The sequence below is a fragment of the Marinobacter halophilus genome (assembly GCF_003007685.1).
Lineage (GTDB): Bacteria > Pseudomonadota > Gammaproteobacteria > Pseudomonadales > Oleiphilaceae > Marinobacter > Marinobacter halophilus.
The window spans coordinates 1-25403 of sequence record NZ_PXNN01000005.1 but is presented as its reverse complement, the minus strand read 5'-3'; the positions used below and the strand labels follow the sequence as shown (position 1 = coordinate 25403).

General features: G+C 53.5%; 40 protein-coding genes. 5 read left to right on the top strand and 35 right to left on the bottom strand.

Annotated elements, in window-relative coordinates; translation table 11 throughout:
• Positions 1-26 precede the first annotated feature (26 nt).
• From betB to C7H08_RS03400, 4 genes are all read right to left on the bottom strand, one after another.
• Positions 27-1502 (bottom strand): betaine-aldehyde dehydrogenase, encoded by a 1476-nt coding sequence (gene betB / locus C7H08_RS03415; RefSeq protein WP_106670377.1) that lies wholly within the window; start codon positions 1500-1502, stop codon positions 27-29.
• A 63-nt stretch (positions 1503-1565) separates the two neighbouring features.
• Complete coding sequence (gene betI / locus C7H08_RS03410) at positions 1566-2159, bottom strand: transcriptional regulator BetI (protein ID WP_106670376.1); 594 nt, start codon at positions 2157-2159, stop codon at positions 1566-1568.
• Between the two features lie 108 nt (positions 2160-2267).
• Entirely contained in the window at positions 2268-2984 is a 717-nt protein-coding gene (locus C7H08_RS03405; RefSeq protein WP_106670375.1) for an anti-sigma factor family protein, read from the bottom strand.
• The gene (locus tag C7H08_RS03400; RefSeq protein ID WP_106670374.1) at positions 2981-3472 is read right to left on the bottom strand and encodes an RNA polymerase sigma factor; all 492 of its coding nucleotides are present in this window, start codon (positions 3470-3472) and stop codon (positions 2981-2983) included. Before C7H08_RS03400 ends, C7H08_RS03405 begins: the two co-directional genes overlap by 4 nt.
• Positions 3473-3597: 125 nt before the next feature.
• Here C7H08_RS03400 and C7H08_RS03395 point away from each other — a divergent pair, with 125 nt between their 5' ends.
• Positions 3598-4947 (top strand): S8 family serine peptidase, encoded by a 1350-nt coding sequence (locus tag C7H08_RS03395; RefSeq protein ID WP_106670373.1) that lies wholly within the window; start codon positions 3598-3600, stop codon positions 4945-4947.
• A gap of 6 nt (positions 4948-4953) precedes the next feature.
• Here the strand turns inward: C7H08_RS03395 and C7H08_RS03390 are convergent, their stop codons facing one another.
• The 5 genes from C7H08_RS03390 to C7H08_RS03375 form a co-directional block, all read right to left on the bottom strand.
• Entirely contained in the window at positions 4954-5913 is a 960-nt protein-coding gene (locus C7H08_RS03390; protein ID WP_106670372.1) for a hypothetical protein, read from the bottom strand.
• A 66-nt stretch (positions 5914-5979) separates the two neighbouring features.
• A complete protein-coding gene (locus C7H08_RS03385) occupies positions 5980-6366 on the bottom strand; it encodes a hypothetical protein (protein WP_106670371.1) in 387 nt (128 codons plus the stop codon).
• A 42-nt stretch (positions 6367-6408) separates the two neighbouring features.
• Positions 6409-6582 (bottom strand): hypothetical protein, encoded by a 174-nt coding sequence (locus tag C7H08_RS18145; protein WP_165793923.1) that lies wholly within the window; start codon positions 6580-6582, stop codon positions 6409-6411.
• A gap of 44 nt (positions 6583-6626) precedes the next feature.
• Positions 6627-7298: an NADPH-dependent FMN reductase gene (locus tag C7H08_RS03380; protein WP_106670370.1), complete on the bottom strand. Its 672-nt coding sequence runs from the start codon at positions 7296-7298 to the stop codon at positions 6627-6629.
• A 29-nt stretch (positions 7299-7327) separates the two neighbouring features.
• Positions 7328-8542, bottom strand: coding sequence for a GGDEF domain-containing protein (locus tag C7H08_RS03375; RefSeq protein ID WP_165793922.1), 1215 nt, complete (start codon positions 8540-8542; stop codon positions 7328-7330).
• Positions 8543-8755: 213 nt separating this feature from the next.
• Here C7H08_RS03375 and C7H08_RS18140 point away from each other — a divergent pair, with 213 nt between their 5' ends.
• Positions 8756-8908 carry a hypothetical protein gene (locus tag C7H08_RS18140; protein WP_165793921.1) on the top strand — a complete coding sequence of 51 codons (153 nt, stop codon included), beginning with the start codon at positions 8756-8758 and terminating at the stop codon, positions 8906-8908.
• Positions 8909-9036: 128 nt separating this feature from the next.
• On the opposite strand, the gene C7H08_RS03365 is transcribed toward C7H08_RS18140, so the two are convergent.
• The gene (locus tag C7H08_RS03365; RefSeq protein WP_106670368.1) at positions 9037-9498 is read right to left on the bottom strand and encodes a methyltransferase family protein; all 462 of its coding nucleotides are present in this window, start codon (positions 9496-9498) and stop codon (positions 9037-9039) included.
• 116 nt (positions 9499-9614) lie between these two features.
• Here C7H08_RS03365 and C7H08_RS03360 point away from each other — a divergent pair, with 116 nt between their 5' ends.
• Positions 9615-10691 carry a TauD/TfdA dioxygenase family protein gene (locus tag C7H08_RS03360; RefSeq protein ID WP_106670367.1) on the top strand — a complete coding sequence of 359 codons (1077 nt, stop codon included), beginning with the start codon at positions 9615-9617 and terminating at the stop codon, positions 10689-10691.
• Positions 10692-10761: 70 nt separating this feature from the next.
• On the opposite strand, the gene C7H08_RS03355 is transcribed toward C7H08_RS03360, so the two are convergent.
• The 4 genes from C7H08_RS03355 to C7H08_RS03340 all read right to left on the bottom strand — a co-directional run bounded on the left by C7H08_RS03355 (position 10762) and on the right by C7H08_RS03340 (position 12934).
• Complete coding sequence (locus C7H08_RS03355) at positions 10762-11724, bottom strand: calcium/sodium antiporter (protein WP_106670366.1); 963 nt, start codon at positions 11722-11724, stop codon at positions 10762-10764.
• A gap of 84 nt (positions 11725-11808) precedes the next feature.
• Positions 11809-12354, bottom strand: a complete 546-nt coding sequence (locus C7H08_RS03350) for an endonuclease/exonuclease/phosphatase family protein (protein WP_106670365.1) — start codon at positions 12352-12354, stop codon at positions 11809-11811.
• A 66-nt stretch (positions 12355-12420) separates the two neighbouring features.
• Positions 12421-12687, bottom strand: a complete 267-nt coding sequence (locus C7H08_RS03345; RefSeq protein ID WP_106670364.1) for a Txe/YoeB family addiction module toxin — start codon at positions 12685-12687, stop codon at positions 12421-12423.
• Positions 12680-12934: a type II toxin-antitoxin system Phd/YefM family antitoxin gene (locus C7H08_RS03340; protein WP_106670363.1), complete on the bottom strand. Its 255-nt coding sequence runs from the start codon at positions 12932-12934 to the stop codon at positions 12680-12682. Before C7H08_RS03340 ends, C7H08_RS03345 begins: the two co-directional genes overlap by 8 nt.
• Before the next feature lie 201 nt (positions 12935-13135).
• Between C7H08_RS03340 and C7H08_RS03335 the strand changes: the two genes are divergently transcribed.
• Positions 13136-13447, top strand: coding sequence for a BrnT family toxin (locus C7H08_RS03335; protein WP_106670362.1), 312 nt, complete (start codon positions 13136-13138; stop codon positions 13445-13447).
• A complete protein-coding gene (locus C7H08_RS03330; protein WP_106670361.1) occupies positions 13422-13694 on the top strand; it encodes a BrnA antitoxin family protein in 273 nt (90 codons plus the stop codon). Before C7H08_RS03335 ends, C7H08_RS03330 begins: the two co-directional genes overlap by 26 nt.
• A gap of 67 nt (positions 13695-13761) precedes the next feature.
• Here the strand turns inward: C7H08_RS03330 and C7H08_RS03325 are convergent, their stop codons facing one another.
• The 21 genes from C7H08_RS03325 to C7H08_RS18325 all read right to left on the bottom strand — a co-directional run bounded on the left by C7H08_RS03325 (position 13762) and on the right by C7H08_RS18325 (position 25334).
• Entirely contained in the window at positions 13762-14061 is a 300-nt protein-coding gene (locus C7H08_RS03325; RefSeq protein WP_106670360.1) for a helix-turn-helix domain-containing protein, read from the bottom strand.
• Positions 14054-14368 (bottom strand): transcriptional regulator, encoded by a 315-nt coding sequence (locus C7H08_RS03320; RefSeq protein ID WP_106670496.1) that lies wholly within the window; start codon positions 14366-14368, stop codon positions 14054-14056. The genes C7H08_RS03325 and C7H08_RS03320 overlap by 8 nt, the downstream gene beginning before the upstream one ends.
• A gap of 180 nt (positions 14369-14548) precedes the next feature.
• On the bottom strand, positions 14549-14845 hold the full coding sequence (locus C7H08_RS03315; RefSeq protein WP_106670359.1) for a type II toxin-antitoxin system RelE/ParE family toxin: 297 nt from the start codon (positions 14843-14845) through the stop codon (positions 14549-14551).
• Positions 14845-15099 (bottom strand): type II toxin-antitoxin system ParD family antitoxin, encoded by a 255-nt coding sequence (locus C7H08_RS03310; RefSeq protein WP_106670358.1) that lies wholly within the window; start codon positions 15097-15099, stop codon positions 14845-14847. The genes C7H08_RS03315 and C7H08_RS03310 overlap by 1 nt, the downstream gene beginning before the upstream one ends.
• 180 nt (positions 15100-15279) lie before the next feature.
• Complete coding sequence (locus C7H08_RS03305) at positions 15280-15984, bottom strand: PQ-loop domain-containing transporter (RefSeq protein ID WP_106670357.1); 705 nt, start codon at positions 15982-15984, stop codon at positions 15280-15282.
• A 101-nt stretch (positions 15985-16085) separates the two neighbouring features.
• Positions 16086-16709, bottom strand: a complete 624-nt coding sequence (locus C7H08_RS03300; RefSeq protein ID WP_227663184.1) for a class I SAM-dependent methyltransferase — start codon at positions 16707-16709, stop codon at positions 16086-16088.
• A 503-nt stretch (positions 16710-17212) separates the two neighbouring features.
• On the bottom strand, positions 17213-17836 hold the full coding sequence (locus tag C7H08_RS03290) for a SagB/ThcOx family dehydrogenase (RefSeq protein WP_106670354.1): 624 nt from the start codon (positions 17834-17836) through the stop codon (positions 17213-17215).
• A gap of 99 nt (positions 17837-17935) precedes the next feature.
• Positions 17936-18574, bottom strand: a complete 639-nt coding sequence (locus C7H08_RS03285; RefSeq protein WP_207768283.1) for an RES family NAD+ phosphorylase — start codon at positions 18572-18574, stop codon at positions 17936-17938.
• 237 nt (positions 18575-18811) lie between these two features.
• A complete protein-coding gene (locus tag C7H08_RS03280) occupies positions 18812-19234 on the bottom strand; it encodes an MAPEG family protein (protein WP_106670353.1) in 423 nt (140 codons plus the stop codon).
• A 92-nt stretch (positions 19235-19326) separates the two neighbouring features.
• Positions 19327-19761 (bottom strand): HIT family protein, encoded by a 435-nt coding sequence (locus tag C7H08_RS03275; RefSeq protein WP_207768282.1) that lies wholly within the window; start codon positions 19759-19761, stop codon positions 19327-19329.
• A gap of 101 nt (positions 19762-19862) precedes the next feature.
• Positions 19863-20072: a hypothetical protein gene (locus C7H08_RS03270; protein ID WP_106670351.1), complete on the bottom strand. Its 210-nt coding sequence runs from the start codon at positions 20070-20072 to the stop codon at positions 19863-19865.
• 106 nt (positions 20073-20178) lie between these two features.
• Positions 20179-20460, bottom strand: coding sequence for a type II toxin-antitoxin system RelE/ParE family toxin (locus tag C7H08_RS03265; RefSeq protein ID WP_106670350.1), 282 nt, complete (start codon positions 20458-20460; stop codon positions 20179-20181).
• Positions 20457-20729, bottom strand: coding sequence for a CopG family ribbon-helix-helix protein (locus C7H08_RS03260; RefSeq protein ID WP_106670349.1), 273 nt, complete (start codon positions 20727-20729; stop codon positions 20457-20459). The genes C7H08_RS03265 and C7H08_RS03260 overlap by 4 nt, the downstream gene beginning before the upstream one ends.
• Positions 20730-20880: 151 nt before the next feature.
• The gene (locus C7H08_RS03255) at positions 20881-21552 is read right to left on the bottom strand and encodes a hypothetical protein (RefSeq protein WP_106670348.1); all 672 of its coding nucleotides are present in this window, start codon (positions 21550-21552) and stop codon (positions 20881-20883) included.
• A 138-nt stretch (positions 21553-21690) separates the two neighbouring features.
• On the bottom strand, positions 21691-22038 hold the full coding sequence (locus C7H08_RS03250) for a hypothetical protein (protein WP_207768281.1): 348 nt from the start codon (positions 22036-22038) through the stop codon (positions 21691-21693).
• A gap of 111 nt (positions 22039-22149) precedes the next feature.
• Complete coding sequence (locus tag C7H08_RS03245; RefSeq protein ID WP_106670347.1) at positions 22150-22569, bottom strand: hypothetical protein; 420 nt, start codon at positions 22567-22569, stop codon at positions 22150-22152.
• 109 nt (positions 22570-22678) lie between these two features.
• Positions 22679-23557: an Abi-alpha family protein gene (locus C7H08_RS03240; RefSeq protein WP_106670346.1), complete on the bottom strand. Its 879-nt coding sequence runs from the start codon at positions 23555-23557 to the stop codon at positions 22679-22681.
• Between the two features lie 95 nt (positions 23558-23652).
• Positions 23653-24192: a hypothetical protein gene (locus C7H08_RS03235; protein ID WP_106670345.1), complete on the bottom strand. Its 540-nt coding sequence runs from the start codon at positions 24190-24192 to the stop codon at positions 23653-23655.
• A gap of 466 nt (positions 24193-24658) precedes the next feature.
• A complete protein-coding gene (locus C7H08_RS03230) occupies positions 24659-24994 on the bottom strand; it encodes a hypothetical protein (protein WP_106670344.1) in 336 nt (111 codons plus the stop codon).
• Entirely contained in the window at positions 24995-25189 is a 195-nt protein-coding gene (locus C7H08_RS18135; RefSeq protein ID WP_165793920.1) for a hypothetical protein, read from the bottom strand.
• Positions 25113-25334 carry a GDCCVxC domain-containing (seleno)protein gene (locus C7H08_RS18325; protein WP_106669738.1) on the bottom strand — a complete coding sequence of 74 codons (222 nt, stop codon included), beginning with the start codon at positions 25332-25334 and terminating at the stop codon, positions 25113-25115. The genes C7H08_RS18135 and C7H08_RS18325 overlap by 77 nt, the downstream gene beginning before the upstream one ends.
• Positions 25335-25403 lie beyond the last annotated feature (69 nt).

Genomic DNA, 25403 nt, shown 5'->3' with positions numbered 1-25403 from the left:
CGCGTTCTCCTGTGTGGCCGACGAGGTTAAAACGGGGCGTCGAGATCGGTCATCCCGACATAGACGGACTTGATCTGGGTGAAGTAATCAAGCGTGACCCGCCCGTTTTCCCGACCAACGCCGGAGAGTTTGTAGCCGCCTACTGGCATCTCCGCCGGCGAAGCGCCATAACTGTTGATCCAGCAGATACCCGCCTGAATCTGATGAATCACCCGGTGCGCCCGGCGGATGTCGTTGGTGAACACGCCGGCGGCTAAGCCGGTATCGATGTTATTGGCCCGGCGGATCACCTCATCCTCATCCGAAAAAGTCAGCACCGACATCACCGGCCCGAAAATCTCTTCCTTCACGATCGTCATGTCGTCAGTGCAGTCGGTGAAGATGGTGGGCTCCACAAAATAGCCACCCTGGGTGCCCTCGGGCTCAATAGCCCGGCCGCCGTGGCTTAAGGTGGCGCCTTCAGACAGGCCTTTGGCGATGTAGCTCAGCACCAGCTCCCGGTGGCTGGCAGAAATCAGCGCTCCGAAATTGGTGTCCGGATTCATTGGATCACCCGGTTTGATGTTCTTGCGAGTGCGCTCCAGCAGACGATGAATAAACGCCGGGTAGATGTCCTGATGCACGAACACCCGGGTGCCGTTGGTGCAGATTTCGCCCTGGGTGTAGAAATTGCCCAACATAGCAGCAGAAACGGCATTCTCGAGATCGGCATCATCAAAGATGATCAACGGCGACTTGCCGCCCAGCTCCATGGTGACGTCTTTGAGCGTGGAAGCGGCAGCCTGCATCACCTTCTTGCCGGTGCCCACTTCACCAGTGAACGAGACTTTGGCAATGTCCGGATGATGGGTCAGCCACTGGCCCACTTCAGCTGCACCCTGCACCACGTTGAATACACCTGCAGGCACGCCGGCTTCGATAAAGATCTCGGCCAGCTTCACCGCACCCAGTGGCGTTTCTTCCGACGGTTTAAAGATCATCGAGTTGCCGCAGGCCAGCGCCGGCGCGGACTTCCAGCAGGCAATCTGCAGCGGGTAATTCCAGGCTCCGATACCGGCGCAAATACCCAGCGGCTCTCGGCGGGTGTAATAGAAATCACCGCCCAGGTCCTGCTGATTACCCTCGATCGACGGCGCCAGCCCGGCAAAAAACTCGATAGCATCCGCGCCGGTAACCACATCCACCACTTCGGCTTCCTGCCAGGGCTTGCCGGTGTCCCGCACTTCCACGGCCGCCAGCTCATCGTTGCGCTCCCTTAACAGGCTTACTGCCTTGAGCAGAATGCGGCTGCGTTCAATCGCGGTCATCGCCGACCACTCAACAAAACCGGCGTGGGCACTCTCGATGGCGGCCTGCTGCACAGCGGCGTCTGCCACTTCCACTTTATAAATGACCTGCCCTGTGGCCGGGTTGATCACCGGAAAGGTGTCACCGGAGCTGTTGGCCAAGAAACGGCCATGCACGAAATTTTGAACAACAGGAAAAGATGCAGATGCAGTCATAGTCAGTGGTTAACCTCGGTTCGGTGTTTTCAGGCCTTGTGGGCCGTTTGAATCTGATGGTGCTCAGGCGCCTGCCTGGGCCAGGGTCTCGTGGACGAATTTCTTGCACAGCCGCTCGCCAGCCTCAAAGCTTTCAACGGGGTCGAGGCTCAGGGCACTGCGCAGCCAGAAGCCATCGATCATCGCCGCAGTCTGCCGCGCCGCTTCGGTGGCCTGTTGCGCGGGTAATACCTGGGCAAAGGAGTAACGCAGGTTGCTGTACAGGCGTGAGTTGTTGATCTGCTGTAACCGCTTGAGGCCAGGCTCATGCATGGAGCGGGCCCAGAAGCTGAGCCAGGTTTTGGCGGCCAGCGCCGAACGCTGGAACTCGGAGAAGTTGGATTCGATGATGCACGCCAGCCGCTGCTCCGGAGAACCATCGGTTTTTGCCATCCGCTCCCGCAGCTCCTTACCCAACTGATCCAGCAAATAACGCAGCGCTGCTTCAATCAAACCCTGCTTGCCACCGAAATAGTGACTGATAATGCCCGAAGACATCCCCGCCCGTTTGCTGATACTCACAATCGTGGTGTTCTGCATCCCCAGCTCGGCAATAGATGCCATGGTGGCGTCGATAAGCTGCTGGCGGCGGGTATCTTTCATTCCAACTTTTGGCATGGCAGGGGACCGACTCTCCGTCTTTTCTTTTTTAATTGAACGTTCAATTAATATAAAGCGTACAGAAGATCCGGGAACAATTCAAAGCAGATACCACAAGAGCAGCCATTACGGGCTGCTCCATTGAGTCTCCAACAACGTCATCTCTGCCTCCGGAGCAATGGGCGAACCCGACATTCTACGGTCCAGTTCGTCGTCAAGCACACTGCCACCACTGGCGGTCTGATAACGTTGCGTGCCGGGTGTCGCAGGCACGTCTACCTGTGCAACCACCTCCCAATGGCCGCTGCCGTCCCGGCACGCGATTTGTTCAGACGCCGCCGCTGGTCGATCAACCCGGAATTGACGACACCAGTCGCCGGCCTGATTCTGAAACGTCAGGCGCGGCGTCAGCGTGACGTCTGAACTCAGGGCATAAGCTCGGCCGCTGGCTTCGTGCTCCAGCACCTCGGCCAGTGCCAGCCCTGCCGGCTCGTTCAGCGCCGGTGTATTGAGCCACTGGGTCATGGCCAAACCGGCAATCACCGCTGCCGCCACGGCTTTTCCGGAATGCGCCCGCAGCTGGCGCCACCAGGGAAAAGCCACCACATTGTCCGAACTGGCGGCAGGCTTGGGCTGATCGAGCAATCGAGTGACCGAATCGGGCATTGGCTGATCATCAATGGCGCCGTAATGGCGTTGTAACTCGGCATCCACCGCGGCGAGTTCCGCCAGCCGGTCCGCCAACCCGGGATCAAGGGCGAGCTGCTCACGAACGGCGTCCATCTCCGGCTCGCTCAGTTCGTGATCCAGAAACGCTGATAATACTTCGTCGGTGATTCTCATGATTCGGTCCTCATATTTGCCGGCGCCAAGGCATCACGCAGGGCGACCCTGGCCCGGGCAAGGCGGCTCATCACCGTGCCCCTGGGCACCTCCAGAATTTCGGCAACCACCTTATAGGGCAGGCCCTGGATCGCCACCAGGGAGATAATCTGGCGCTGCTCCTGTGGCAGTTCCGCCATGGCGGCATCTACCCGGTTCCATTCAATCTGCTGAGTGGTGTGGTGCTCACCGTCCACAACCTGGCCCTCGCTCAGCTCCGGCTTGTCGGCAGCCACCCGGCGAACCTTTCTGGCCCGGCATTCGTCTATCCAGACATTGCGACAGACTCTGAAGGCCCACTTGGTCAGATCGACGTCGTCCGGCCTGCTACGAACCAGCAACCGCTCTACCGTGTTCTGGAGCAGATCATCGGCGTCTGGCATCGAGCCGGTCAACGAGTACGCAAACCGCCGCAGGCTGGGTAATAGTTCGGTAATTTCCTGGTGCATGGCGTTATCTTTCGATGAATGTTATCTGTAGAACGAGCCAGGGATCGGTTTATTCCCTGCCCGATGGAATTTTTTCCGAATCGGGCCGTTAACGGTGATAAACCCTGATAATTCGGACTGATCCAATGAACGCCCATTTCAATAGCCAACTGCTCTGCGCCCTTACCCTGTGCACCCTTGCCGGTCCGGTACTCGCCATTGGCAGCCAGGCACTGGACCGACAGCTAGACACAGTAACCCGGCAAGTGGAGCAGAGAACCGACCGCGCCATCGAGCGGGCCCTGGATCGCCGGCTGGATACTATTGAGCAACGCATTGAGGCCCGCGCCGACCAGGCCATCGAGCGATTGCCGGAACTTCCTCCATCCGTCTCTATTAACACGCAGAAAGGCCGCAAAGCGTTCAATGATGTATTACTGGATACCGGTTATCGAGCGGTCGAACGGCAATGGCTGGCCACAGGCACCGCCTCGGAGATGGCCGAACTGGAACGCGCAGACATCACGATTCTGGAGCAGCGCGAATTGTCCGGCCTGGGCATACTCCTGGTGCGCTTTCGGGTAGCGCCAGCGCTGGATTCGCTGAGCGCGTTACAGACTGCACTGCCAGGACTGGCAGAGCAATTAGACCGCAATCACATTTACGCCCCGCAGAATGAGCAGAGTACCGCTGCATCCCAGCAACGCGAAGTCACCCGGCCGCAATGGCAAAGCCTTTGTCATACCACGCTTCGCATCGGCATGGTGGATACCGCCATTGCGCTGGAGCATCCGGTGTTTGAGGGTGCCCGCGTGGTGCAGGAAAGCTTTCTGCAACTGGCAGACATCGGTGATTCACTCTCCGCCCCAACCGACCATGGCACCGCCGTCGCCAGCCTGATGGTCGGCCGTCAGGCAGATCAGTGGCCTGCCCGCTTACCGGGTGCCACTCTGTTCAACGCATCGGTGTTCTACGGGAGAGACCGTGACTTATCCGGCGCCACACTTGGGCACCTGCTTGAAGGGTTCAACTGGCTGGCTGAGCAGAAGGTATCGGTGATTAACATCAGCCTGACGGGTCCGGACAACCGATTGCTCAGAGCAGCCGTCGATCGTCTTAACCAGCAAGGCATTGCCATGGTCGCGGCGGTCGGAAACGGCGGGCCGGCCGCGCCGCCCTTATTCCCGGCAGCCTATCCCGAGGTGGTCGGGGTAACCGCCGTAAACGCCTTCGGTGAACTTTATCGCTGGGCCAACCGAGGCGAACAGGTGCTGTTTTCAGCCGCCGGCGTTGACGTACCGGTGGCTCAGCCAGGCGGCGGCCTGACCACCGACAGTGGCACCTCGTTGGCCGCACCGGTGGTGAGCTCAGCTCTGGCCTGCCGGCTGGACTCACAAACGGTAAACGAGGCCATCGATTCGCTGGCCACCGACGCCAAGGGTCTTGGTGAACCGGGGCGCAACGCCCGGTTCGGCCATGGTTTGCTGGACTACTGAGGCTACCTAGAAGCTGGCGCGCAGAGTCAGGCCACCCACCAGCCGGTCATAATCGGCCGAATCCACACTGGAGGTGTAGTGGCCATAGGAGATTCTGGGCTCCAGGCTGAATACCTCATTCAGGCCCAGCCGCCAGCTGGCCTCAAGCACCCGGGCTTTATCCACCCGCTGGCTGGTTCGCTCGGCCAGATCACGGGTCAGGAAATCGTTCAGGCCACGGTCGGCTTCGGTGATCACCACCTCATCGTATTCCTGGTCTTCATAGCGCCAGCTCAGCCGGAAACGGCTGTCCTGCCCCGCCACAACAAACCGGTGCACCAACGCCACCCGCAACCGGAGCAAGCGGTTGTCGTAGGCATCCGAGCGGGCATCTTCATCGTCCAGATCAACACCCAACACCAGATTGCTTCTGGCCTGATTAAAAAAGAAAAACGCATCCGCACTGGCACCCCGGATATCCGAATCACGGGCGGTCCCTTCATCAAAGTCCTTGGACTTGTCCTGCAGACTGGCCAGCAGGTAAACGTTTTCGCCGATCAGGCTACCGACGTAGACACTGGCACGCCGGAAATCCAGAAACGACTCCGAATCCAGAGTGGCGTAAGAATAGTGATAGCTGGTGCCGAGGGTGACCAGGTCAAAGTCATAGCTGAGGTCGGCCGACAGCAGATGAATATCCTGATCGAACTGGCCCAGATTGTGGTATCGGCGCCCGGACAAATCGTACCCCAGGGTCAGGTTCAGCGCGTTGGTGGGTTTCAGAACACCCTCCAGCCCGGCATTGAACACCCAGGCTTCGTCGCTTCGATCTGACGACGAATTCAACTCGTCAACGGTCACATTGCTGTCGTGTTCCAGGCCACCGGCAAGGTAACCGTTCAGTTCTGCACTGGACTGCGCCTGCACCACCGGTGCAACCAGCCCCAGGGCCAAAGACCAGATCGAGATTCGTTGAAACGTATGCATGTCTGCTCCTTGTTCACTCATAAACAAAGGCCGGGCCCTCAGGCCCGGCCGGTAGCGGATACGTGGTTACTGGCCGCCGTTGCGGACAGAGCCTTGAACGGCTCCGCGAACGGTGCTCTGTACCTCACCGCGAACACTGTCAGAGACAGACGTTCCAATCTGCCGATTGGTTTGTGCACGAATCTCGGTATTTCGGGCCTCATTCACACGCTTCCGCGCCTCAGCACTCACGGCACGGCCGTGCTCTGACGCTTCGTCACGAGCCGCCTCACCATCGGCATTGGCCTGCGCATTCGCGGACACGCTGCCCTCAGCCGATGCGCCATCACGGGTACTGGCTTGCGCATTCATGTTGCTCTCGGCCTGAACGTTGGCATTGGCTGCGCCTTGCTGAGCGAACGCGCCGGTGGACAACAGTGAACAGATTGCGAGTGTCAGTACATGTTTTTTCATGGAAACATCCTCCTGTGTTTTGTCCCTTTCGGGTTGCTTTCATCAGGAAGACGGGTGGCCAGCCGTTTTATTCCAAAAAAACATCGCCAGTGTTGGCGGCAACATGTTGTTGTCGCCGTGCAGATCCCGCCCGACCATGCCGATCGGATAGCCGCCGGCGACCGTTGCGCCCAGCCAGAGTGCCCCCAGTAGCAGGAAGCCGAGCCCGCAGGGCATCAAGGTAAAGGTTACGTTCCGGCGGAACCTGGTTTTGACTCGAATTACTCATCGATCTGTGGGGCGTTCCGCTGGGAAGGGTCCCGCTTGAAGTTGCGCACCAGCTCATGCGGATCAACCTGCGCCCGGTGGTCACCGGCCGCCTGGGCCCACCACGCCAACTGACTGAACGTCCGACCGAAATAATCAAACCAGGAGTCCTGGTCAACGCCCTCCTGGGGTGACCCGTCTGCTTGAAAAATCTCCTGGGCCTTGGGCACATGAATCATCGCAGAAACCGGAAGGCAGCCCAGTTCCGACAGGAAAGTGCGCATACCAATGGCCGCCCGCATACCACCCCATTGCCCGGCTGAATAAGTCACAATGGCACTGGGCTTGTAAGCAAACAAAGAGCTGCCGAAATGATTCAGCAGGTTTGCCAGCGCCGGGCTCATGGAATGGTTGTACTCGGGGCTGACCAAGATATAGCCGTCGGCGGCGTCGATCTTTTCCGCCAGTTCATTCAGCCCGGCCGGCGCCTTACTCTTTGCGTAGGCAAAATGCGGCTTGAAAACCGCATCCTGCGGGTAGTCCAGGGCATCAATCAACTCGAATTCGTGGCCCTCATATCGGCTTTTGAGGCATGCCAGACAGGCGTCCGCAACCCGAGCACCCAAGCGAGCGGGCTTCGGCGGTGTGCTGTCTCTGACCGTACCCAATAAAACAAGGAATTTCATTTAGATAGTCCTCCTTACGCTTTGTTGAATCAGGGCATGCCGCCGTTAACCAACCCCACTCTGGCACAACTGCGGCCGTCGGCTTTGGCGGCGTAAACCGCCTCATCCGCCACCTTCAATAACACGCTGACGTTCTCTCCGTGATCCGGGAAAACGGCAATGCCCACGCTGCAACCAATCACGATTTCGCTATCCTCATGCCAGAGCGGTTCAGCGACGGCCTGAATCACTTCGGCCGCTTTGTTCACTGCATCGGCTTCGCCCCGGATACCCGGCAAAACCATCACAAACTCATCTCCGCCCACCCGGGCGACGGTGTCTGAAGCACGCACAATGGCGCTCATTCGGCTCGCCACCGACTGCAAGACCCGGTCGCCAGCCGCGTGGCCGAAACTATCGTTGACCGGCTTGAACCGATCCAGATCGACAAACAGCACCCCCACTTTCCGTTCTTCCCGGCGCGCCGCCGCCAACGCCTGCGTAAGCCGGTCTATCAATAAGGGTCGATTCGGCAATCCGGTCAGCGGGTCAGAGTGGGCCTGAGACCACAACAGATTGTTGGCCTCCTGCAGCTCAGCATTTTTCATCTCATCAATAACGCCATACAAAAAGAGACGCCGCTGGTTAAAACTGTTGTTCCAGCTGATCATCAAACCCAGCACCAGCACAGAGGCATGCAGACTTGCGTAGATAAACAGCCGTATCCACTCGCCCTGGTTCAACCACCATACGCCCCCCAGTAGCAATGCGGTGAGCGTGCAGGAACTGATCACTGCCGTGCTGAACCGGGCACTCGAACCAATATTCAACCACACGACAAAAATCACGCTGGCGAAAGCGTACACACCCACTTCCGAGCCCGAACTCTGGAACAGCACCAGGTACCAGATAGCCGCAGACACATGAATGTACAAGGCGCCGACAGCTTCCAGCAGGTAAATGTTCTGCATGTGCGCCACCATCCATCGGGTCAGCAGCAACACCGTGATCAAAAACACCGTCCTCAGCAACAGCGAGGTCCAGAAAACGTCACGGATCACCACATAATCACCCAACGCAAACAGAAAATAGCCGATGGCGCCGATCACAATCACGGCAAAAATATAAGGGCGGGTTTTGGTGTCAACATAGTTCGCAAAGCGAGCGGATAACGCCGGCGGTACCGGCGCACCGGGGCGGGCCAGGGCTCGGGTTGCCAGAGCGCGTAGTTTGCGGTGCGATCTATCCTGACGGTCGGTAGTCAATGATTCAGAAGCAGGGGTCATAATTTGAAGAGTATATAGACAGGAACGCGGGTTCTCACCACGAAATGCAGCGACGCCCGGAGGAGGATCACACAATGTGGTTATCGGTAGCCCGGCCATCGCCATTCTGAGAGACTTTGAGTACGTGAAAGAAAGATGGCGCAGGATGACGAGTGTGCGCCCCTGGAAGGTACCAGGAATTCAGGAGTTTACATGCTGTTACGTCTGGGCGCCGTGCTGGGGCTGTCTTACCTGACAATTATGCTGCTGATGTGGCTGTTCCAGGAGCGGCTGTCTGTGCTGATTCTCGATTATCGGGGCTACGGAAAAAGCGAAGGGCGCCCGTCCGAGGCAGGCCGTGTATGAAGCCGCGCCACAGCCGAAAACGCTGCTAACCATTCAGGGTGGCCACAACAACGGCTTTTTGCGCAGCGAGCAAACCTACTTACGCGGCATTGCCGATTTTCTGAGCGATGCGGGCCTGAACGCCAGGCTCAAAGCCAACGGCGCACCCGCGACTGGTAGTCCTGGAACTCCTGCCCAAACACTGCGGCTAACGCGTTTTCCTCGGGCCGGATTTGAAACTGATCAAGATACACAACAAAGCCGACGACAATTAACAAAGACCAGTGAGACGACAGGTACAGCGCCAACGCCAGAAGAGACAACGCAAACCCGACATACATCGGGTTTCGGGTCACGGCGTAGACCCCGGAGGTAACCAGTGATGAGGTAGCTTCCGGTATTCGAGGGTCAACCGTGGTCTGAGCGCGCCTGAATTCAACTACCCCGGCAATACACACCCCTGCTCCCAGTACCAGCAGTAATAAGGGCGCATAAAGCCTGACCCAATGGGGCCAAGCCGCGCCTGGCAGAATCACCGACACTATCCAGATGCCCACCGCGGCCAATCCGGCCAGAATTAGTGGCGGTACTTTTTTATCAAGCAGAGACATAGAGTTCCCTATAGGTTTAACGCGGGCCTTTGCCGCGTGCGAGACATTGTATTTGAATTCCAAAAACGCGCTGGGTTAGGGTGATTATATAACGAGCAACATGGTAGTTGACGACTATGACACAGACTCTGGAAACAACCCGCGAACCGACCTCCACCATAGCGCCCCTGAACCCGGAGCATGTCGCCCTGCTGGAACAGGAAGGCTTGTCGCTCAAGTCCCTGACGCCTATCGGCGTTGAGATCTATGGCGCAGACGTGCGCAAAAAGCTGCCAGAACCCGCCATCAAGGCCCTGGAAGCAGAAATGGCAAATCGCGGGTTCATTGTGTTCAAGCACCAGCCCGGCCTCTCGCCCGAAGAACTGATTAATGCCTGCAAATGGTGGGGCGGCCGTGAGATCCATTCCACTCACGGTGTTCACCCCGCAACGCCTGGCCGCAACCGGCACATTTTCCGCTGCTCCAACGATGGCCGCCAGGGCATTCTTGGCGTCGGCCCCCAGTGGCACAACGACGGCAGTTTCGAAGCCGCCACCTTCTCCCACAGCGCCTACTACATGGCCCGCGCGCCGGAAAACGGCGGCGGTACCCACTTCGCCCACCAAGGCGCCGCGTTTGATGCGCTCCCACCGGAAAAGCAGGCGTTCTGGCAACGCCTGGTGTCGGTAAACTCCGCGTCCAGCGTGACCCACCCGGTGGTTCATAGCCACCCGATTTCCGGCCGCAAAAGTGTGTGGCTACACCTCGGCATGACCGGTGCCGTTATCGAACGCCTGCCGGAAGAAGGGCTGACACTTGAGGAGCTGAAAACCCTGCCCGCACCCGCCGGCAGGTTCCGGTTGCTGGACGAAGCCGCCATGAAAGCGCTGTTCAACGATTACAACGACCTGCTGAACGACTCCTTCAAACTTGGCTACGGCATTCGCTACGAATACGATACCGGCGACCTGCTGTTTATCGACAACTGGGCTGTCGCCCATCGCGCCTCGCCAGAGGCACACCTGCCGGCAGAGCAACAGGGCCTGCGCATCATGGACAGGGTAACCATCAAAGCCCCGCGGAACCTGGCACCCCACTTTGGCCTGCCGCAATACATCAACATGGCCGGCCCCCATCCGTTCAATAAAGACGGGGTCTGGCAAGCCGGCGGCGTGGGCTTTCGCTGGAAAGACGATATCCGCATGCAGAACTGATCACGGGTAGGCACCCCGCCCAGAGAGCCACCCCGGGTATCGAAACGACGCCAAAGGCTTGCCCCGCATCTTATGCGCCGAATACCGTGAAACTCAGACCTACATATACACCGTAACCCAACAGGAGCAACCCTCCTTCGAGCCTGCTAAGCCGATTGCCCGTATATAAAAAGAACAACAGAATTAGCGATGTTCCCAACATCACCCATTGATCAAACTGCAGGATCCGCTCATGGACTGGAAGCGGTTGTAGCAACGCAGAAATGCCGAGTATCCCCAGAAGATTGAAGATATTACTGCCGAGAATATTGCCAATAGCAACATCCGCATGTCGGCGGAACGCTGCGATTACTGATATCGAAAGCTCGGGCAGAGACGTGCCAACCGCTACGAGAGTCAAACCTATCACAGCTTCTGAGACACCAAACGACTCGGCTATTCCCACGGCTCCCTTCAACAGTATTTGTGATCCGGCGACCAAAAGCGCCAAACCCAGCACCACCGCCATCACTATCCATAGAGTTGTTTTTGGCAGAGAGGTGACCTCTTCCCCTTCAGCTATATGTAGCCCTGCAGAAGGCGCTTCTCCCGAGCGCTCGGTCCAATAGGCCCAGATCAGATAAGCGGCCAGTGCCAATAGAAATATGGCAGCGTCAGACCTTACCAGAGCATCCCCACCGACAAGCACAAGAAACAGAATGCTGGCCGCGACGACCGTGACACCATCCCGCCGCAAGACGAGCGGCTTGACAGCAAGAGGTGTTATCAATGCACATAAGCCTAGAATCAGGAGGATGTTACCGATATTACTGCCCACAACATTACCGATTGCGATGTCTGGCTGTTCACTAAGAGCTGCCTCAATTGAGACCACCAGCTCTGGCGCAGATGTACCGAAACCGACAATTAACAAGCCGCTGAGAAGAGGTGAAATACCTAACCGATTTGCTGCTGCCAGAGACCCTCTGATAAGCGCCTCGCCACCACCCGTTAAAAGCAAAACTCCGATAGCGACGAACAGCAGGTCCAACATAATTTTGAGCTTCCGGTTGAGAACTGGGTAGAAAATGGCTGCATCCGAGAAGCGGCGGAAAATCGATCGCTGTGCAGCCGATTGTTAACTGTTAATGCTCAGCGTCAACGGTACGTGGTCACTTATTGAAATCCACTCGTCGTGCTGACCGACCTGCAAATTACATTTCTCGGCAAAGTCTGACGAAGTAAAAACATAATCAATGTGATAGGCCTTATCGCGGTTCCGCTGCAAGAAAAATGTTGGACTGCTTTCACTGCCCTGTTCTTCCTCGAAGACTCGATGATACTGGCTCTTGAAACCCATCTCACTGAGCTCAGCAACTACGTCTGAGTGATTCCACCAGCGATCCGGCTTATGCCAGCGCACGTTGCTATTAAAATCGCCGAGAATGACTGTCTTTGGCCCTCTGAGATCGTCACGATGGATCTGAAGATACTTCCAGAATTGCCCCATGTAGCCAAATGCTTCTTCATTGCGTCCCTTCGTCCAGACGGCCAGCACAGTGAAATCTCTGTTGATAGTGAAAGGGAGAAAAAGCCTGAGATCTTCCGTGCTCCAATTCAGCGTTTCACTTTTGCTGAACAGCCCAGGGACGGAAAAGCTGCCACTCCAAGTTACAACTTTCATAGATAGAGACAGTTAACGCTGAAGCGCAGCGGAGTAAAGGGCATCCGAGTGACGCGTCTTGTTAAATTACTTTTCATAATGGTATCGGCATGAAATGATCGTTAGCTGTTCATCATCAACGGCATAGACCAACCGATTACTCTCATCAATACGCCTGGACCAAAAACCTGCCAGATTTTCTTTTAACGGCTCTGGTTTACCCAGACCCTCGAATGGTGATCGCTGAGAATCCTGAATAAGCTTGCTGATACGCTTAAGCGTTTTTTTGTCTTGTGTTTGCCAGTACAGATAATCTGACCAAGCTTCTTTAGTCCACGAAAGAATCTCAATCATCAGTCAACCCGTGCTGCTCTGTTTTACCTGCTCGGTACTGTTTAATGGATTTTGACAAATGAGCAGCATTAGCTGGGCTTTTGAGCAGATGGACAGTTTCCATAAGGCCATTGAACTGATCCAGGGACATCACCACTGCATCCTCTGAGTCCCTACGGGTAATAATAGTGTAGTCAGCATCGCCAACCACCTGATCTAGAACGCTTTTCAGTTTATTTCTAGCGTCAGAGAAACTTATGACTCTCATGATTTTCACCGCCTTTATTGTACAGGATATGGGGCAAGTATAACATGTACAACATGTTGTTCAAGTGGGAGAGGCAGTAATTTAACGCTCGCAGCATGCGCGCTCTTGGAATGGAGCCGAAGGCGCAATGGAAAGGGCTTCGCCGTGCCTGCACTGGTTAGCACTAGTTGACGCCGGCGTATATGATGATAATATACTTTCATGATCAATTGGGCACAAGTTACTGGCTTTGACTGGGACGAAGGCAACTCTCGCAAAAGCGCGGAGAAGCATGGCGTCAGCCAGTCCGAAGCGGAAGAAATTTTCTTTAATGAACCGCTTCTGGTGCTGGAGGACTCCAAGCACAGCCAGGTTGAAGCCCGGTTCCATGCACTTGGTGAAACTGATGATGAGAGGTTACTCCACATCACGTTCACACTAAGGCTGCACGGCACGCTGATCCGAGTGATTTCCGCTCGCGACATGCACCGAAAAGAGAGGGCTGTTTATGAGCACGCCAAAAAAGATGCCTGAATTTAAAACAGAGGCAGACGAAAGGGAGTTCTGGGAAGCTCATGACTCCTCCGATTACCTGGATTGGAGCCAGGCAGAAACGGTTTCTTTGCCGAAGTTGAAGCCCTCAACAAAGACTATTTCACTTCGCTTGCCCGAGGCTCTGCTCGATCGGATCAAAATCGAGGCTAACAAGCGGGATATGCCCTATCAGTCTCTAATCAAGGCTTGGCTTGCGGATGATGTGAACGACAGTCGTCGGGCCTGAGGAGCTAACGCCCGGCTTTGCGGCGTGCCGGAGCGCCAGCGCAGGCGCGTCCGACAACAGCCGCTTGTTAACCCCTTAGTTCAAGATCTTCCCGGATGACCTCCGGATGGCGGAAAGCAATCTCGATGAGCGCCTTCGCCGGCCCGGAGGGTTTACGTCGACCTTGCTCCCATTCCTGCAACGTACGCGGAGAAATATGCAGTACCTCAGCAAACTCCCTCTGAGTCAGGCCAGTCTTACCACGTGCCTCTGCCACCTCATTGGGCTCCACACGATTGACTCGTGCGGCTTTGCCCGCTTTCATTTCTTTGACGGACTGGAGCAGCTTGTTGCCAAGCTCTTCAGCACTGAGAGTCTCGTTACTCATTTTCCAATACCTCACGAATCGATTTCAGGATATGCGCGGGTATGTTGTCCTTGACGGCCTTTTTGTAGATCACCAACAACCAGATCTCACCATTTGCCAACCTGGTGAAGTAAATAACACGCACCCCACCACGTTTTCCTGAACCCGCTACTGACCAACGAACCTTTCTACACCCGCCACTACCTGGAATGGGGTCGCCAATTTCCGGATTGGCTGCCAACCAGGCGAAGAAAGCGCTTCGCTCCTCCTCGGTCCAGATTTTTCTGGCATCCGCTTCAAATGTAGGGGTTTCGATAATGGTAAACATGACAATCAATATACGTCATTGACGGAGTTTTGCAAGGTGGATGGCTAGAAGGGTTAACGCTTTGCTCACCGGAAAATCAGGAGCGCAGTGAGTGATTTTTCCGAGTGCAGCTATTTGTTGGGTGACAACGGTACGGAACTAGATGGAGACCGTGCGTTGCGCCAGAAAAGATGTCCGCCGCTAATCCAGAAGCCTTCGCGGTGCATCCATGTCCTCATGCAGGACACGAACAATGAGCACCTCCGGCTTGTGCACTTGATAAAACACAGCGTGATGCTCTACCTGCAACCTACGATACCCGGGAAGAACATGGGCGTAATCAGCGCCGAGTGATGGATGATTAATCAGCTGATTCATTCCTGCCTCAAGCTGATCCAGGTATACATCCGCCTGATCACCCCCCCTTTCTTCGCAGGTATACAGCCAGATTCCGGTAAGGTCCGATTCAGCCTTCGGCGTGACGGTTAACCTAAGCACTAGTTAGCCGCCTTCATCCGCTTACGGCCAGCCGCCTTAATAGCCGATATATCGAGCGGCTTAGGCTTCCCACTTGACTCACCCTCAGCGAGCGCTTGCCTCAGCGTAGCAAGACGCTCCTTGGCCTGCTGGTCTCTTCGGATGAGGTCACGGATATACTCGCTATCATTGCCAAATTGACCGCTCTCAATCTGGCCTTTGACCCAGTCGTCTTGCTGTTCAGTCAGCGTGATGGTCTTCCGGTGCATGCTCATAACCTTGTGCTCCTAAAGCAGGGAGAGTATGACAATATCATACTACCTGTTCACGCCGAATCAACTCCCCCATTTTGTCGCCCAACGCCAGCCAGCATGCGCGGCTTTGGAATGGAGGCGAAGCCGCAATGGAAAAGCCGTCGCCGTGACTGGCCTTGTTATAACATGTCTCGGTCCAGCTTATACTTGGCGATAGCCGACTCTGGCCTCTGCCTCCAGCTTCTCAGGATATAGAAGGAAGGTAATGGCTACTCCGAGTTTTAACATACCGCTGACAGCCCCCATTAGTATCAAAGGCCAACCAAGCTCAAGTCCGAGCACAATGCCAAAGAACACGTTCGACACGTCCTTGGCAAAGAAAATCAATGTCATGGGGAGCGATAGCGCGCCGGTGCATTTCGCTTGCCATATCTTCCTTATTTGCTCAATCCCGCCTTGAAGAATGATCAGTGTAGCAAACACTGCGAGGGACTCTGCTGCCACTTCTCCCAGATGGCTGACTTCATCCCGAAAAAATAAAGCACCCAAAGCCACTAGTAAAGCGATTGAAGCTGCCCAAAATGGCGCCCTTTGGGATAGAGACAACCGATCCCGAAAGATCTCAAACAGTACGACCCATGTGGCCAGTGAAGCAATCAATCTCGTGAAGAAGATATAATAATCAATGTCTTCTAGCATTATCGAATAGAGCAAAAATGCATAGAATGCGATGAAGCTTGAGAAGAAACCATTTACCGAAAGTGACTGGGTCGCGTAGCCAAGCTCAGTTCCTCTTGCCTCGGTAACTTTCCGTTTCCGTACCTTTCTAATCTGAGAAACCAAACCAACCAGGCACCCAAGAAAGAAAAGCGAACTAACAGTCCCTGCCAAATTGTATAGAAACATAAAATTTCAATGTTTTGCCACGTTATAACGCTAGCCAGCATGCGCGGCTACGGAATGGAGGCGAAGCCGCAATGTAGTAGGCGTCGCCGTGCCTGGCCTGGTTATACAGGCTTTGCCACCAACATCTCAGTGGCACCTTTTTGAAAGCGGTAGCTCACAGCCTGCAGCGAAACATCAATACCATCTGCGGATAGTGCTGTCATGACCGAATCCAAATGCTTCGAGGCCCGTCCATCGAGAGAGATAACCGGGAAGACGCGAACCTCGGAGGCAACTCTGCACAGCTCTCGCATTGATGCCAGATGAGCCACTTCGTCTACGTGGTCACTGTAGAGAAAAAGGTAGTGGGAGCAGAGGGCCAGATCGAAACCAGAATCCGGAAATGGCAGCGAAGGTAATGATGCTGGTACGTACCGCCCTTGGCGGCGACCGGCATCAAAGTCAGAAAGAAAATTCGACATTGCTTTCATCCGAACCTTGCCAAGCTCTTCAACGCTGCCCAATGAGTCCCATATATAGCTTTCTGCCCCCTGTTTCATCTTGGCCATGATGTCCGGATACACTTCATCAATCCGGCGACGTATCTCCTTCGTCTCGAACTGATAAACCGGATCACAAGATGTAATTTGGCTCCCCCGCTTTGTCGCTTCCACGTTGAAGCTCGCTGGTCCATCACCACAACCAAGAATTCGCTTTTTCAAATCATCTTCCGATAATCCGAACATTGCTTGGTACTCTGCGAAAGACCGGCCCCACGGGACTACGTTTGCTAACTCCAATTCTGACTCTCCCTAGTCTGTATAACGCTAGCGGTAACGGGCGCCGGAGCGAAGCGGAGGGAACCAGAACCCGCAAGGGTTATGGCGTCCGGTTGACCGCCTGGTTAAGGGCCGTTTACCCGTTGTTTTGTATTGGCACCCAATGCAGAATGCCGACTCCCGATACCTTGCAGTAACTTGACCCATGGCGCTAGGAGCCAGAGCACCGAATTGGCGGAAGTTGCCCGATGAACTCGGCGGATTGCCCCGCGACCTGAACTCCAGATTGGCCGCCAAAACCGCTGCCAAACTGGAGGCTGTTTTCTGCCTGCCGGCCACCACCAGAACCGCGCCCAAAAACCATACCCAAGAACACGACAGCCAGGCCTTTAACGCTGAGCGCACCGGTGGCCTTTACAGAGCGAAGCGGCGTAAAGGACATCCGCGTGACGCGTATTGTTATGCACTGTTTAAATATCCCGCCGTTGCCCGATACAAAGCAGTGCAGTTGGTTCCATGTTTGAGGGTAATCTCAATGTTTCCTTGACCCCTGCATCATCAAACCCGGCCACCAGAACACAACCAACTCCGAGAGCCGTACTCTGGAGATGAACATTTTGTGCTAAAGCTCCAGTTTCCATATATACATAGCGAGCACCGCGCTCCCCATGGGGTGGCTGAGATTCAAAGTGGCTAACCGCCTCTCCGAGTTTCGCTGAAACCCCAATGACGATAGCCGCCTCTTTCAACCACGGCTGATCGCCAATTCCTAGCTCGTGCATTGCCCCTTTCCGAACACGGTCACCAACTAGCTTCAACGAATGGCTATCAGCCTTATACTCATAGGTACCGGGCTCAAGTTCCGATACACGCTGCACCACAACTTGTAGATGCAGCGGGTATAAGCCACCCGCCGATGGAGTTGCTCTTTTTTGGCCTGGCCCTGTTAGTCCTTGGGCCGCCCAAAGCAATTGGGACAAAACACCTATAGGTAGCGGCGCATTCGTGTACTGCCTCACGCTGCGACGACCCTCAATACAGCCAACCAATGACCCAGAGCCTTGCAATTCCGGTTCGGGTAGCTCGAAGACCATGCATTTACTCCCTATGCATAACGCTGAGGTAACCGGCGCCGGAGCGCCAGCGGAGGGAACCAAAAGCGGCAAGCTTTTGGCGTCCGGTTGACCGCCTGGTTATGTGTTTTTCCCATGCCGATCAACATAATAGAGATTATCGGTTTGGGAAAAGCTCAAGGATAGTGATTTCACTTCAAAAGTTGTGCAGTTAACAAGATCTGCTGAATCTAGATCAAACAAAGCGAGGTTGTAACCTTCAGCCAAAGCACTTTTGTAGACGATGCCATCGTAGCCTTTTGACTTGATGAACTCAGCTATGATCTGCGTAGGCGCGTAGTCGGCGGTGGAATCCGATTCGAGAACCGGTCGCGAAAAGGCGTTATCGATGTGCGACCATACCGCTCGAACCTTCTCTTCCTCGGTTGGTTCACTAAAAAAGAAGTATTGCTCCTCTCCGTGCTCCACAGAAAAATCTATTAGCTTTAGCTCTTTGGTGGTTACAAAACACCCCGTCGAGATTATCGAGCCAATCCAGGGTCTAACCTCTGACATTGCGGTTTCTTTGTCAGTAGCGATATACAAATATGGGATGCCTTTAGGGTTGGCCCTCCCCTCTCGCGCACTATCTCTCAAAGGCTTCATACGCTCAGGCTTGTAAGCGGTAGGGAAGTAGTCAATTAGTTCCTCTCCGGCATACTCCGGACGCCAATCATGGCCTAGTTGGGCCCGCCATAGCGGGGTGTCTTTCGCAAGCACCCTTATTCGCTCCTGACCTGACACAATTATAGCGTGTAGAAAATCAGTAGCCTCCTCGCTTTGGATATGTCGAGACTCCCTTACTACCGAATTCCGAAATTTCCTAAAGCTATCCCATGACTTAAACGGCATATTGTTCTCGATTAGAAAGTCCCAACACATAACGCCGCTCAGCACGCGCGGTTACGGAATGGAGGCGCAGCCGCAATGCAGTAACCGTCGCCGTGACTGGCATTGTTAGGGAAGTGCCACGAGGATCTGGATGCTCATGATGAACATGCACACCACTCCGACTGCATACGCCACCGTTCGCCAAGGTTGGATGCCACCCAGATAGAATAATGTATGCAGATAGCGGGATCCCGTAAATACCAGGAAGAGCCAAACGGCCCAACCGGGAGAAGCGCCGACCCAAATGTAAGCCACCCCTAAGCCCAGAAAAATGGGAATGTTCTCGAGGTCATTTAACCAGGCACGGGCTGCTCTCTGAACTTGAGGCAACTCCTCTTTGGCGGCCTCACGACCAACGAAGGCTGCATCTTCGGGGGTCTTGAAGGTCAGCTTCCCGATACGATGGAACCCCTGATATGCGGAGATGGCAAACATCTTAAAAAACAGCAGCACTGAGGCTACCGCGTACCAATATTCTGCCTGATCCATGGTGTTTCCTTACTCCCTAACGCCTGCAGCATGCGCGCCCACGGAATGGAGCCGAAGGCGCAATGTAATGGGCGTCGCCGTGCCTGCACTTGTTATGCATGTGGACTTTCTAATTGTGCAATGATTAACGCAGCTATCTCTTTAAGTTTCCCAACCTCTTCAAACTGCACACCATGGTCTTTTATCACCAATAATGGACCTGGAAAAACATGAAAATGAAAATGCCCCACTGTTTGACCGGCAGAAGAGCCATTGTGCTGAAATATGGTTGACCCAGTCACCCCCATAGCGCGCTCGAGAGCTTTACCTATTTTCTGAACGGTTAGCATGCATGCTTGAGCAGCTTCTGCAGACAGATCGTAAATTGTGACCGCTTGTTCCTTGGGTACTACTAATACGTGACCATCCTTCTGCGGCATTATATCCATGAATGCGAGTGTTAAATCATCCTCATAGACCTTTACACAGGGGGCCTCTCCAGCAATGATCTTCGCGAAAATATTATTAGTGTCGTATATTGGGTTCACTGATTTCTCCAGCTTACGGAAATGCATAATGCTGAGAAAAGCGGCGGCTGAAAGCCGTTCGGTGGACGGCCGCTAGGCCGGGAACGAACTTAATTGACTGGTTATGCAGTGTTGGCACGGGTTAGTAATTCCATTGCCTCGTCAAAAATATTCTCCACATGCTCTCTGTTCTCAATATTTTCTGGAAGTGCTGCCCGATCGCCCTCAACACCCGCGATCATTTCCTGAAGCATGCCAGGACGCTCAGCATCAAGACGCTGAAGAAGCCCCGTTAACAGATAAAGAGCCGCATCGGCCTTAGCGCTTTTCATATATAAACCTCAGTTCCATAATACTGCATAACGCTGAAGCGCACCGGTGACTTTGACGCAGCGCAGCGGAGACAAAGGCATCCGAGTGACGCGCCTGGTTAAATTACTACCGCTCACCTTCAAGACCATGCCATACCCGGAGAATAATGATGGCACTGGTATGGAGCGAATATCGAACGACGTACTTCCCGAAAACCATATCTCGAACAGAGCCAGGCACCGGTGCCATTTCAACTGGCGTCCCCATTTTAGGAAAATCAGGGAGTAAGGCGATTTTGCCAACCAGTTCGGTGGCGATCCGGGCTGCCGCCGATGGATTGTGGACTGCAATGAATTCCCTCAGGCGCTTTAAATCTTCAATGGCTTCATCCGTGTAAACCAGTTTCACTTACCTGACCTCGGTGCACTCTGCTCGTTGTCGGTTCCCCAACTATTAAGCCAACTGTGAACCTCGCTGGCATCAACAACCTTGCCTTGGGCAGCGGACTCCATTGCTTCCAAGGTCTGTTTCCAGCGCTCTTGCTCCAGCTGCTGCTTTTCTATGTACTCCGATAATGCTTGGTTAATTACCCAACCTTTGCTCCGGTGCAACCTGCCAGCAATTGCTTCCAGGTGCTGTTCCACTTCTGCTTGAAGGCGAACCGTGGTGACGCTCATAACTATACCCTCGAGTTTGACGACTACAACGTATTACAGCATAGTCGATGAGGGTGCGGCAAAAAATTTAACGCTTGCAGCATGCGCGCCCATGAAATGGAGCCGAAGGCGCAATGGAATGGGCGTCGCCGTGCCTGCACTGGTTATGTGATCACTGTTGGTAGAGCTTGATAATCAAACTAATAATTGCAGCGATTCCTAGCAGATACGGAAACATAAGATCCAGGTACTCGCGATGCTTTAGAATGGCTTCCACTCTATACTTGATCTCAAACTTGAGAAGTTTTCGGAAATCTTTTCTAGTCCAAGTCTCTGAATATTTGTTGAGTTCAATATTCTCATTGTAGCTGTACGCTCCATGCTGATCGTCCTCGCCCTCGGACGTGTATACGATATTCCTTTTGAGCATTCCCACTTTTCTGTACCGTGGCTCTTGGATACCGGGCTCATCACCGCCCCATATATCTATTCGCTTGCCCAACAGTCCCTGAACCTCGTCTTCAGCAGAGTTATAAGAGAACACTCTATAATCATTCAGCAGTCTTGCTGACCAAAAATCAAACAGTTGGCTGTGGTAGCTTTGAGCATAAGCGTAATATCTCAGAAGCAGAAATATCACTGCGGCACCAAGAAGATAGGTTAAGCCGACATGGTTTGAAAACTCAATCCGAAAAATGAACGTGTTCGCTTCCTTGATTGACGCTCCGCTCACGCTCAACGCCAAAAGCAACAGAGAAACGATAACCAACGCACGACGCTTGGCCGCCAACCCTTCATCGTTGTCTATATCATCTCTGTACTGATCTATGTCTGGGCCAAGCACAACACTTCCTTTTATACATTTGATTCGACGATACGGAACACATAACGCCAATATTAAGCGGCCGATTTGGAGGCGCAACCGCGCCGGAAAACCGGTCCGGTGGAGGCCCGCAGGGCCGGAACGTACTTGAATGACTGGTTATGTGCCTGGACTACTGGGTGCACGGTTGTAGTGAAAAAATGAAAAACCAAACCATACATTTCCTAGCAATATCAGTAACTTGTTCGCTTCCCGAGCAAATTTTGGAATATTTTGATAGCGATATAAATAGCCAATGACCACCCATTGCACAGCTAGCCAAACAGCTGAGAAATACAAAATGCCTTTGTGGCACTCGATGTCAGAGGCGGTGTAATAGGCATACCACCAACCCGAAACCATACCAGTCGTGAAAAGCACGAAAATCGCGCAAGACAGCAAATTGCGCCAACGCGGGTACTCTGTGCTTAATAGCTTTTCCTTCGCTTCAGTCAAATTTTTCATCATTCAAATCTCTTCACGAACTGCCACATAACGCCTGCAGCAGGCGCGGTTTAGTTGTTGTGACGAAGGAGCAACGACTAAACCGTCGCCCTGCCTGCACTTGTTAGGCTAAAGCTACACACCTTTATTCCGCTTGAATGCAGATAAAAGAAGGAAAAGTCCAAAGCCTATAAACATTGGGCTTAGACCCAAGGTCATGAAACCGCCCGAGTATTCTTCTTGTTGCTCGATAAAGCTGTTGTATATCACCCAAAGGACTATACCGATTCCTATGCCCAAAGATCCCAAGCCGAACAGCGCCTGAGGAATCCCAAAAATGAAAATCAATATCTGAAGAGGCATTGAGGTGGTTCTCAGGCTTCTCAAGTGATCACCAAAATCAATCCAACTAAGGATCAGAAAAGGGAGGCCAAGGAAGACGAAGGAGCCAATCGATATTCCTACCCACAAATCACTTTCGCTTGCTCTTATCGCCAGGCAAAGCGCCACAATAAACAGAATGCTAACGATAAACTGGGTCACAGGTTTGTTCATAGTGTTTTGAGCCTAACGCCGACGTTCAGCGGCAGCCTTGGCAGAGCGAAGCGGCGACAAGGCTGTCCGGTGGAGGGCCGCGAGGTCCGAAACGAACTGAAACGAATTGTTATGTTCTTTCGTAGGTGAACGGGTCAATGCCTTGCTCTCGGTTCCAATGCTGCAACGTCAACAAAAAGGCCTCTAGCGGGTAGATACTGTACCCCAGACCGCGCATGAACAGATCGAGCCCCTTCAGGTTTGGGAATACATACACACCATCCTTCTGAGCGTTCAGGAATTTCACATCCTGGATCAGTCCAAGCACTTTTAATCCCTCAATCTGAGGTCGAAACCGTGATATTGCTATGCCATGGTCTTCTTCGGAGCTCAAGATTTCTTCGTGTGTGCGATAAGCGATTGGAACAATAGTGCTGAGATCACCCGGGAACATTTTCAGCACTTCGACATTCGAGTATATGAGCTTGTTTTCAGGATAAAAAGCATCATCTTCCTTGAAGCCGATGGGCGGCTTTACACTACAACACCTTGGATCCCAATAGACTTTATTTAAGAATGCAGCCTGAAACGGAGTAAGCCGCTTCAGAATATCTGTATAGATCAGCGAGTCATCGGCAGCCGAAGTTGTACCTGAAGCAACTGAAAGCAGCCCAGCCCACATCGATTGGATGGCGTCATCTTCACACCACGATGCCTCCTCAAGAATTTCCTTTATCAGTCGAGGGTTTGCCTCGCCAGATGCAGAGATACCCTGATCTTTGATTTTCTTCTGAGTTTTCGCCGCGATTTTTTCCAAGTTTTTATGGCGATACGCCGAGATATGATCCCTAAGTAGCAAACCGAACTCTGTTGCGGCTGGCATGCAGATCGCGCCGAAGAACTTGCCCAAACCATCGACGGTCTTGAGCGTCGCCGCCTCGATGGCTTTGGCCGCTGGCTTGATACCAGCGATGTCTGAGCTATTGTCCTCAGGGTTGTCGTTAGACATGTGACTGCCTCAATGTTGCTCTAATAACACAACGCTGACGTAACGGGCCGGGTTGTGGAGCGCTGCGAAACAAACCGGTCCCGTAGACGTATTGGTTATGTGTTCTTCTCTTCAATCTCATCAATAAAAACATCTTTACGGAAATCCTTGAAACAGAGGCAAAACCAGTCATGGGAGGCAGAGAAAAGCTCAAATATCTCTTCGTACAAAGCGCTTACTCGGCTTAACTTGTTTTTTAACTCCGGCAGCGAGGTTTTTTTAGTTAGGCTATGAAACACCTTATTCCTCAATGCATTGAGATCGCGGCATTTTTCTATGAATTCCTCTTTACCTTCGAACTCCACCGCGTACTCCAATTGAGCCAAAGTTTGCCCTGCCATTTGTTGCTTTGACTTTGGAAACTCGATTCCCAAGGGATAGCAAGATAGCTGGATAAAAAATCGCGAATCCTTAAGGAGCAACTTTGCCATCTCATCACATAACTGATGGTAAATAGCCAAGGCAGCCAAATAACCCTCTAAGGTGCCAAGGCCGTTCGCATCATCAGCCAAACTATCGAGATCCGAGAGGTGATCCGAATCCTCAAAAGTCGGCCATTGAGAGCGGTCCATTATTTTATCAACGATGTCATTCATTACTTCTCACATAACGCCAACAGCAGGGGCGCGACGAAAGGAGCGTCCCTTGCCTGTACTTGTTATGCATTTTGAACTTGCCGCCGCGATTCGCGAAGGAATCGGTGAAAACGCACTCGCCTTTGTAGTCTTAGGTGATCGTAGTACATATTAGTTAACGGCACCCCGTAACCAATTACCACAGACGCTATTTTGACGTAGGGCCAGGTGGTATTGGCAAAAAATAGGTCTATACCCCAAACGAGCAACCAAACTACGCTGACTGCTATTCCCAAGACAGTGAACAGGTTTTTCAACAATGTGGCTTTCCAGATTGCACCTGATCGGATCGAGTCCTGAAATATTCTACGCAGAAACTTGGTCATGGCTTCCTATGCATAACGCTTGCAGCATGCGCGCCCACGAAATGGAGCCGAAGGCGCAATGTAGTGGGCGTCGCCGTGCCTGCACTGGTTATGTGCTTGGACTACTGGGCACATGATTGTAGCGAAAAAATGAAAAGCCCAAACCATACATTACCAAGCAATATCAGCAACTTGATCGCACCGCGAGCAAACGCGGGAATATTTTGATAGCGGTATAAATATCCAATGACGACCCATTGCACCGCCAGCCACACAGCTGAGAAAAACAAAATACCTTTGTGGCACTCTATGTCAGAGGTGGTGTAATAGGCATACCACCAACCCGAAACCATACCCGTGGTGAGAAGCACGAGAATCGCGCAAGACAGCAGGTTGCGCCAACGCGGATACTCCGTGCTTAAAAGCTTTTCCTTCGCTTCGGTCAACTTTTCCGTCACTCAAATCCCTTCACGATCTGCCACATAACGCCGAAGCACAGCGGCGACCTTGGAGTGGCGACGAAGGAGCCACGCAAAGGGCGTCCGGCGGCCATCGGCCGCATACTGCTGCGACTTGTTATGGGCCAGGAGCACAACACCCTGACCCTTGCTGAATCGGCGGGCACGGTACTGTGCCGTATGAACAAAAAACACAGCAGTCTCCATGCTTGGGTTTTAGTAAAACATGGCAAGACTCACACTCGTAGAAATACTGGCATGAGTCGGTAGGCATGGTTTCGGTTTTCTGGTGGCCACAGTTTGGACACTCTATTGTTGATTCCAAGATTACATCGACCATAGCCATGCCCTCCCGAAAGGTGTGAATTTCAGCCCTACCCGCACTGACCTTGGCTCAGCACAAAAAACT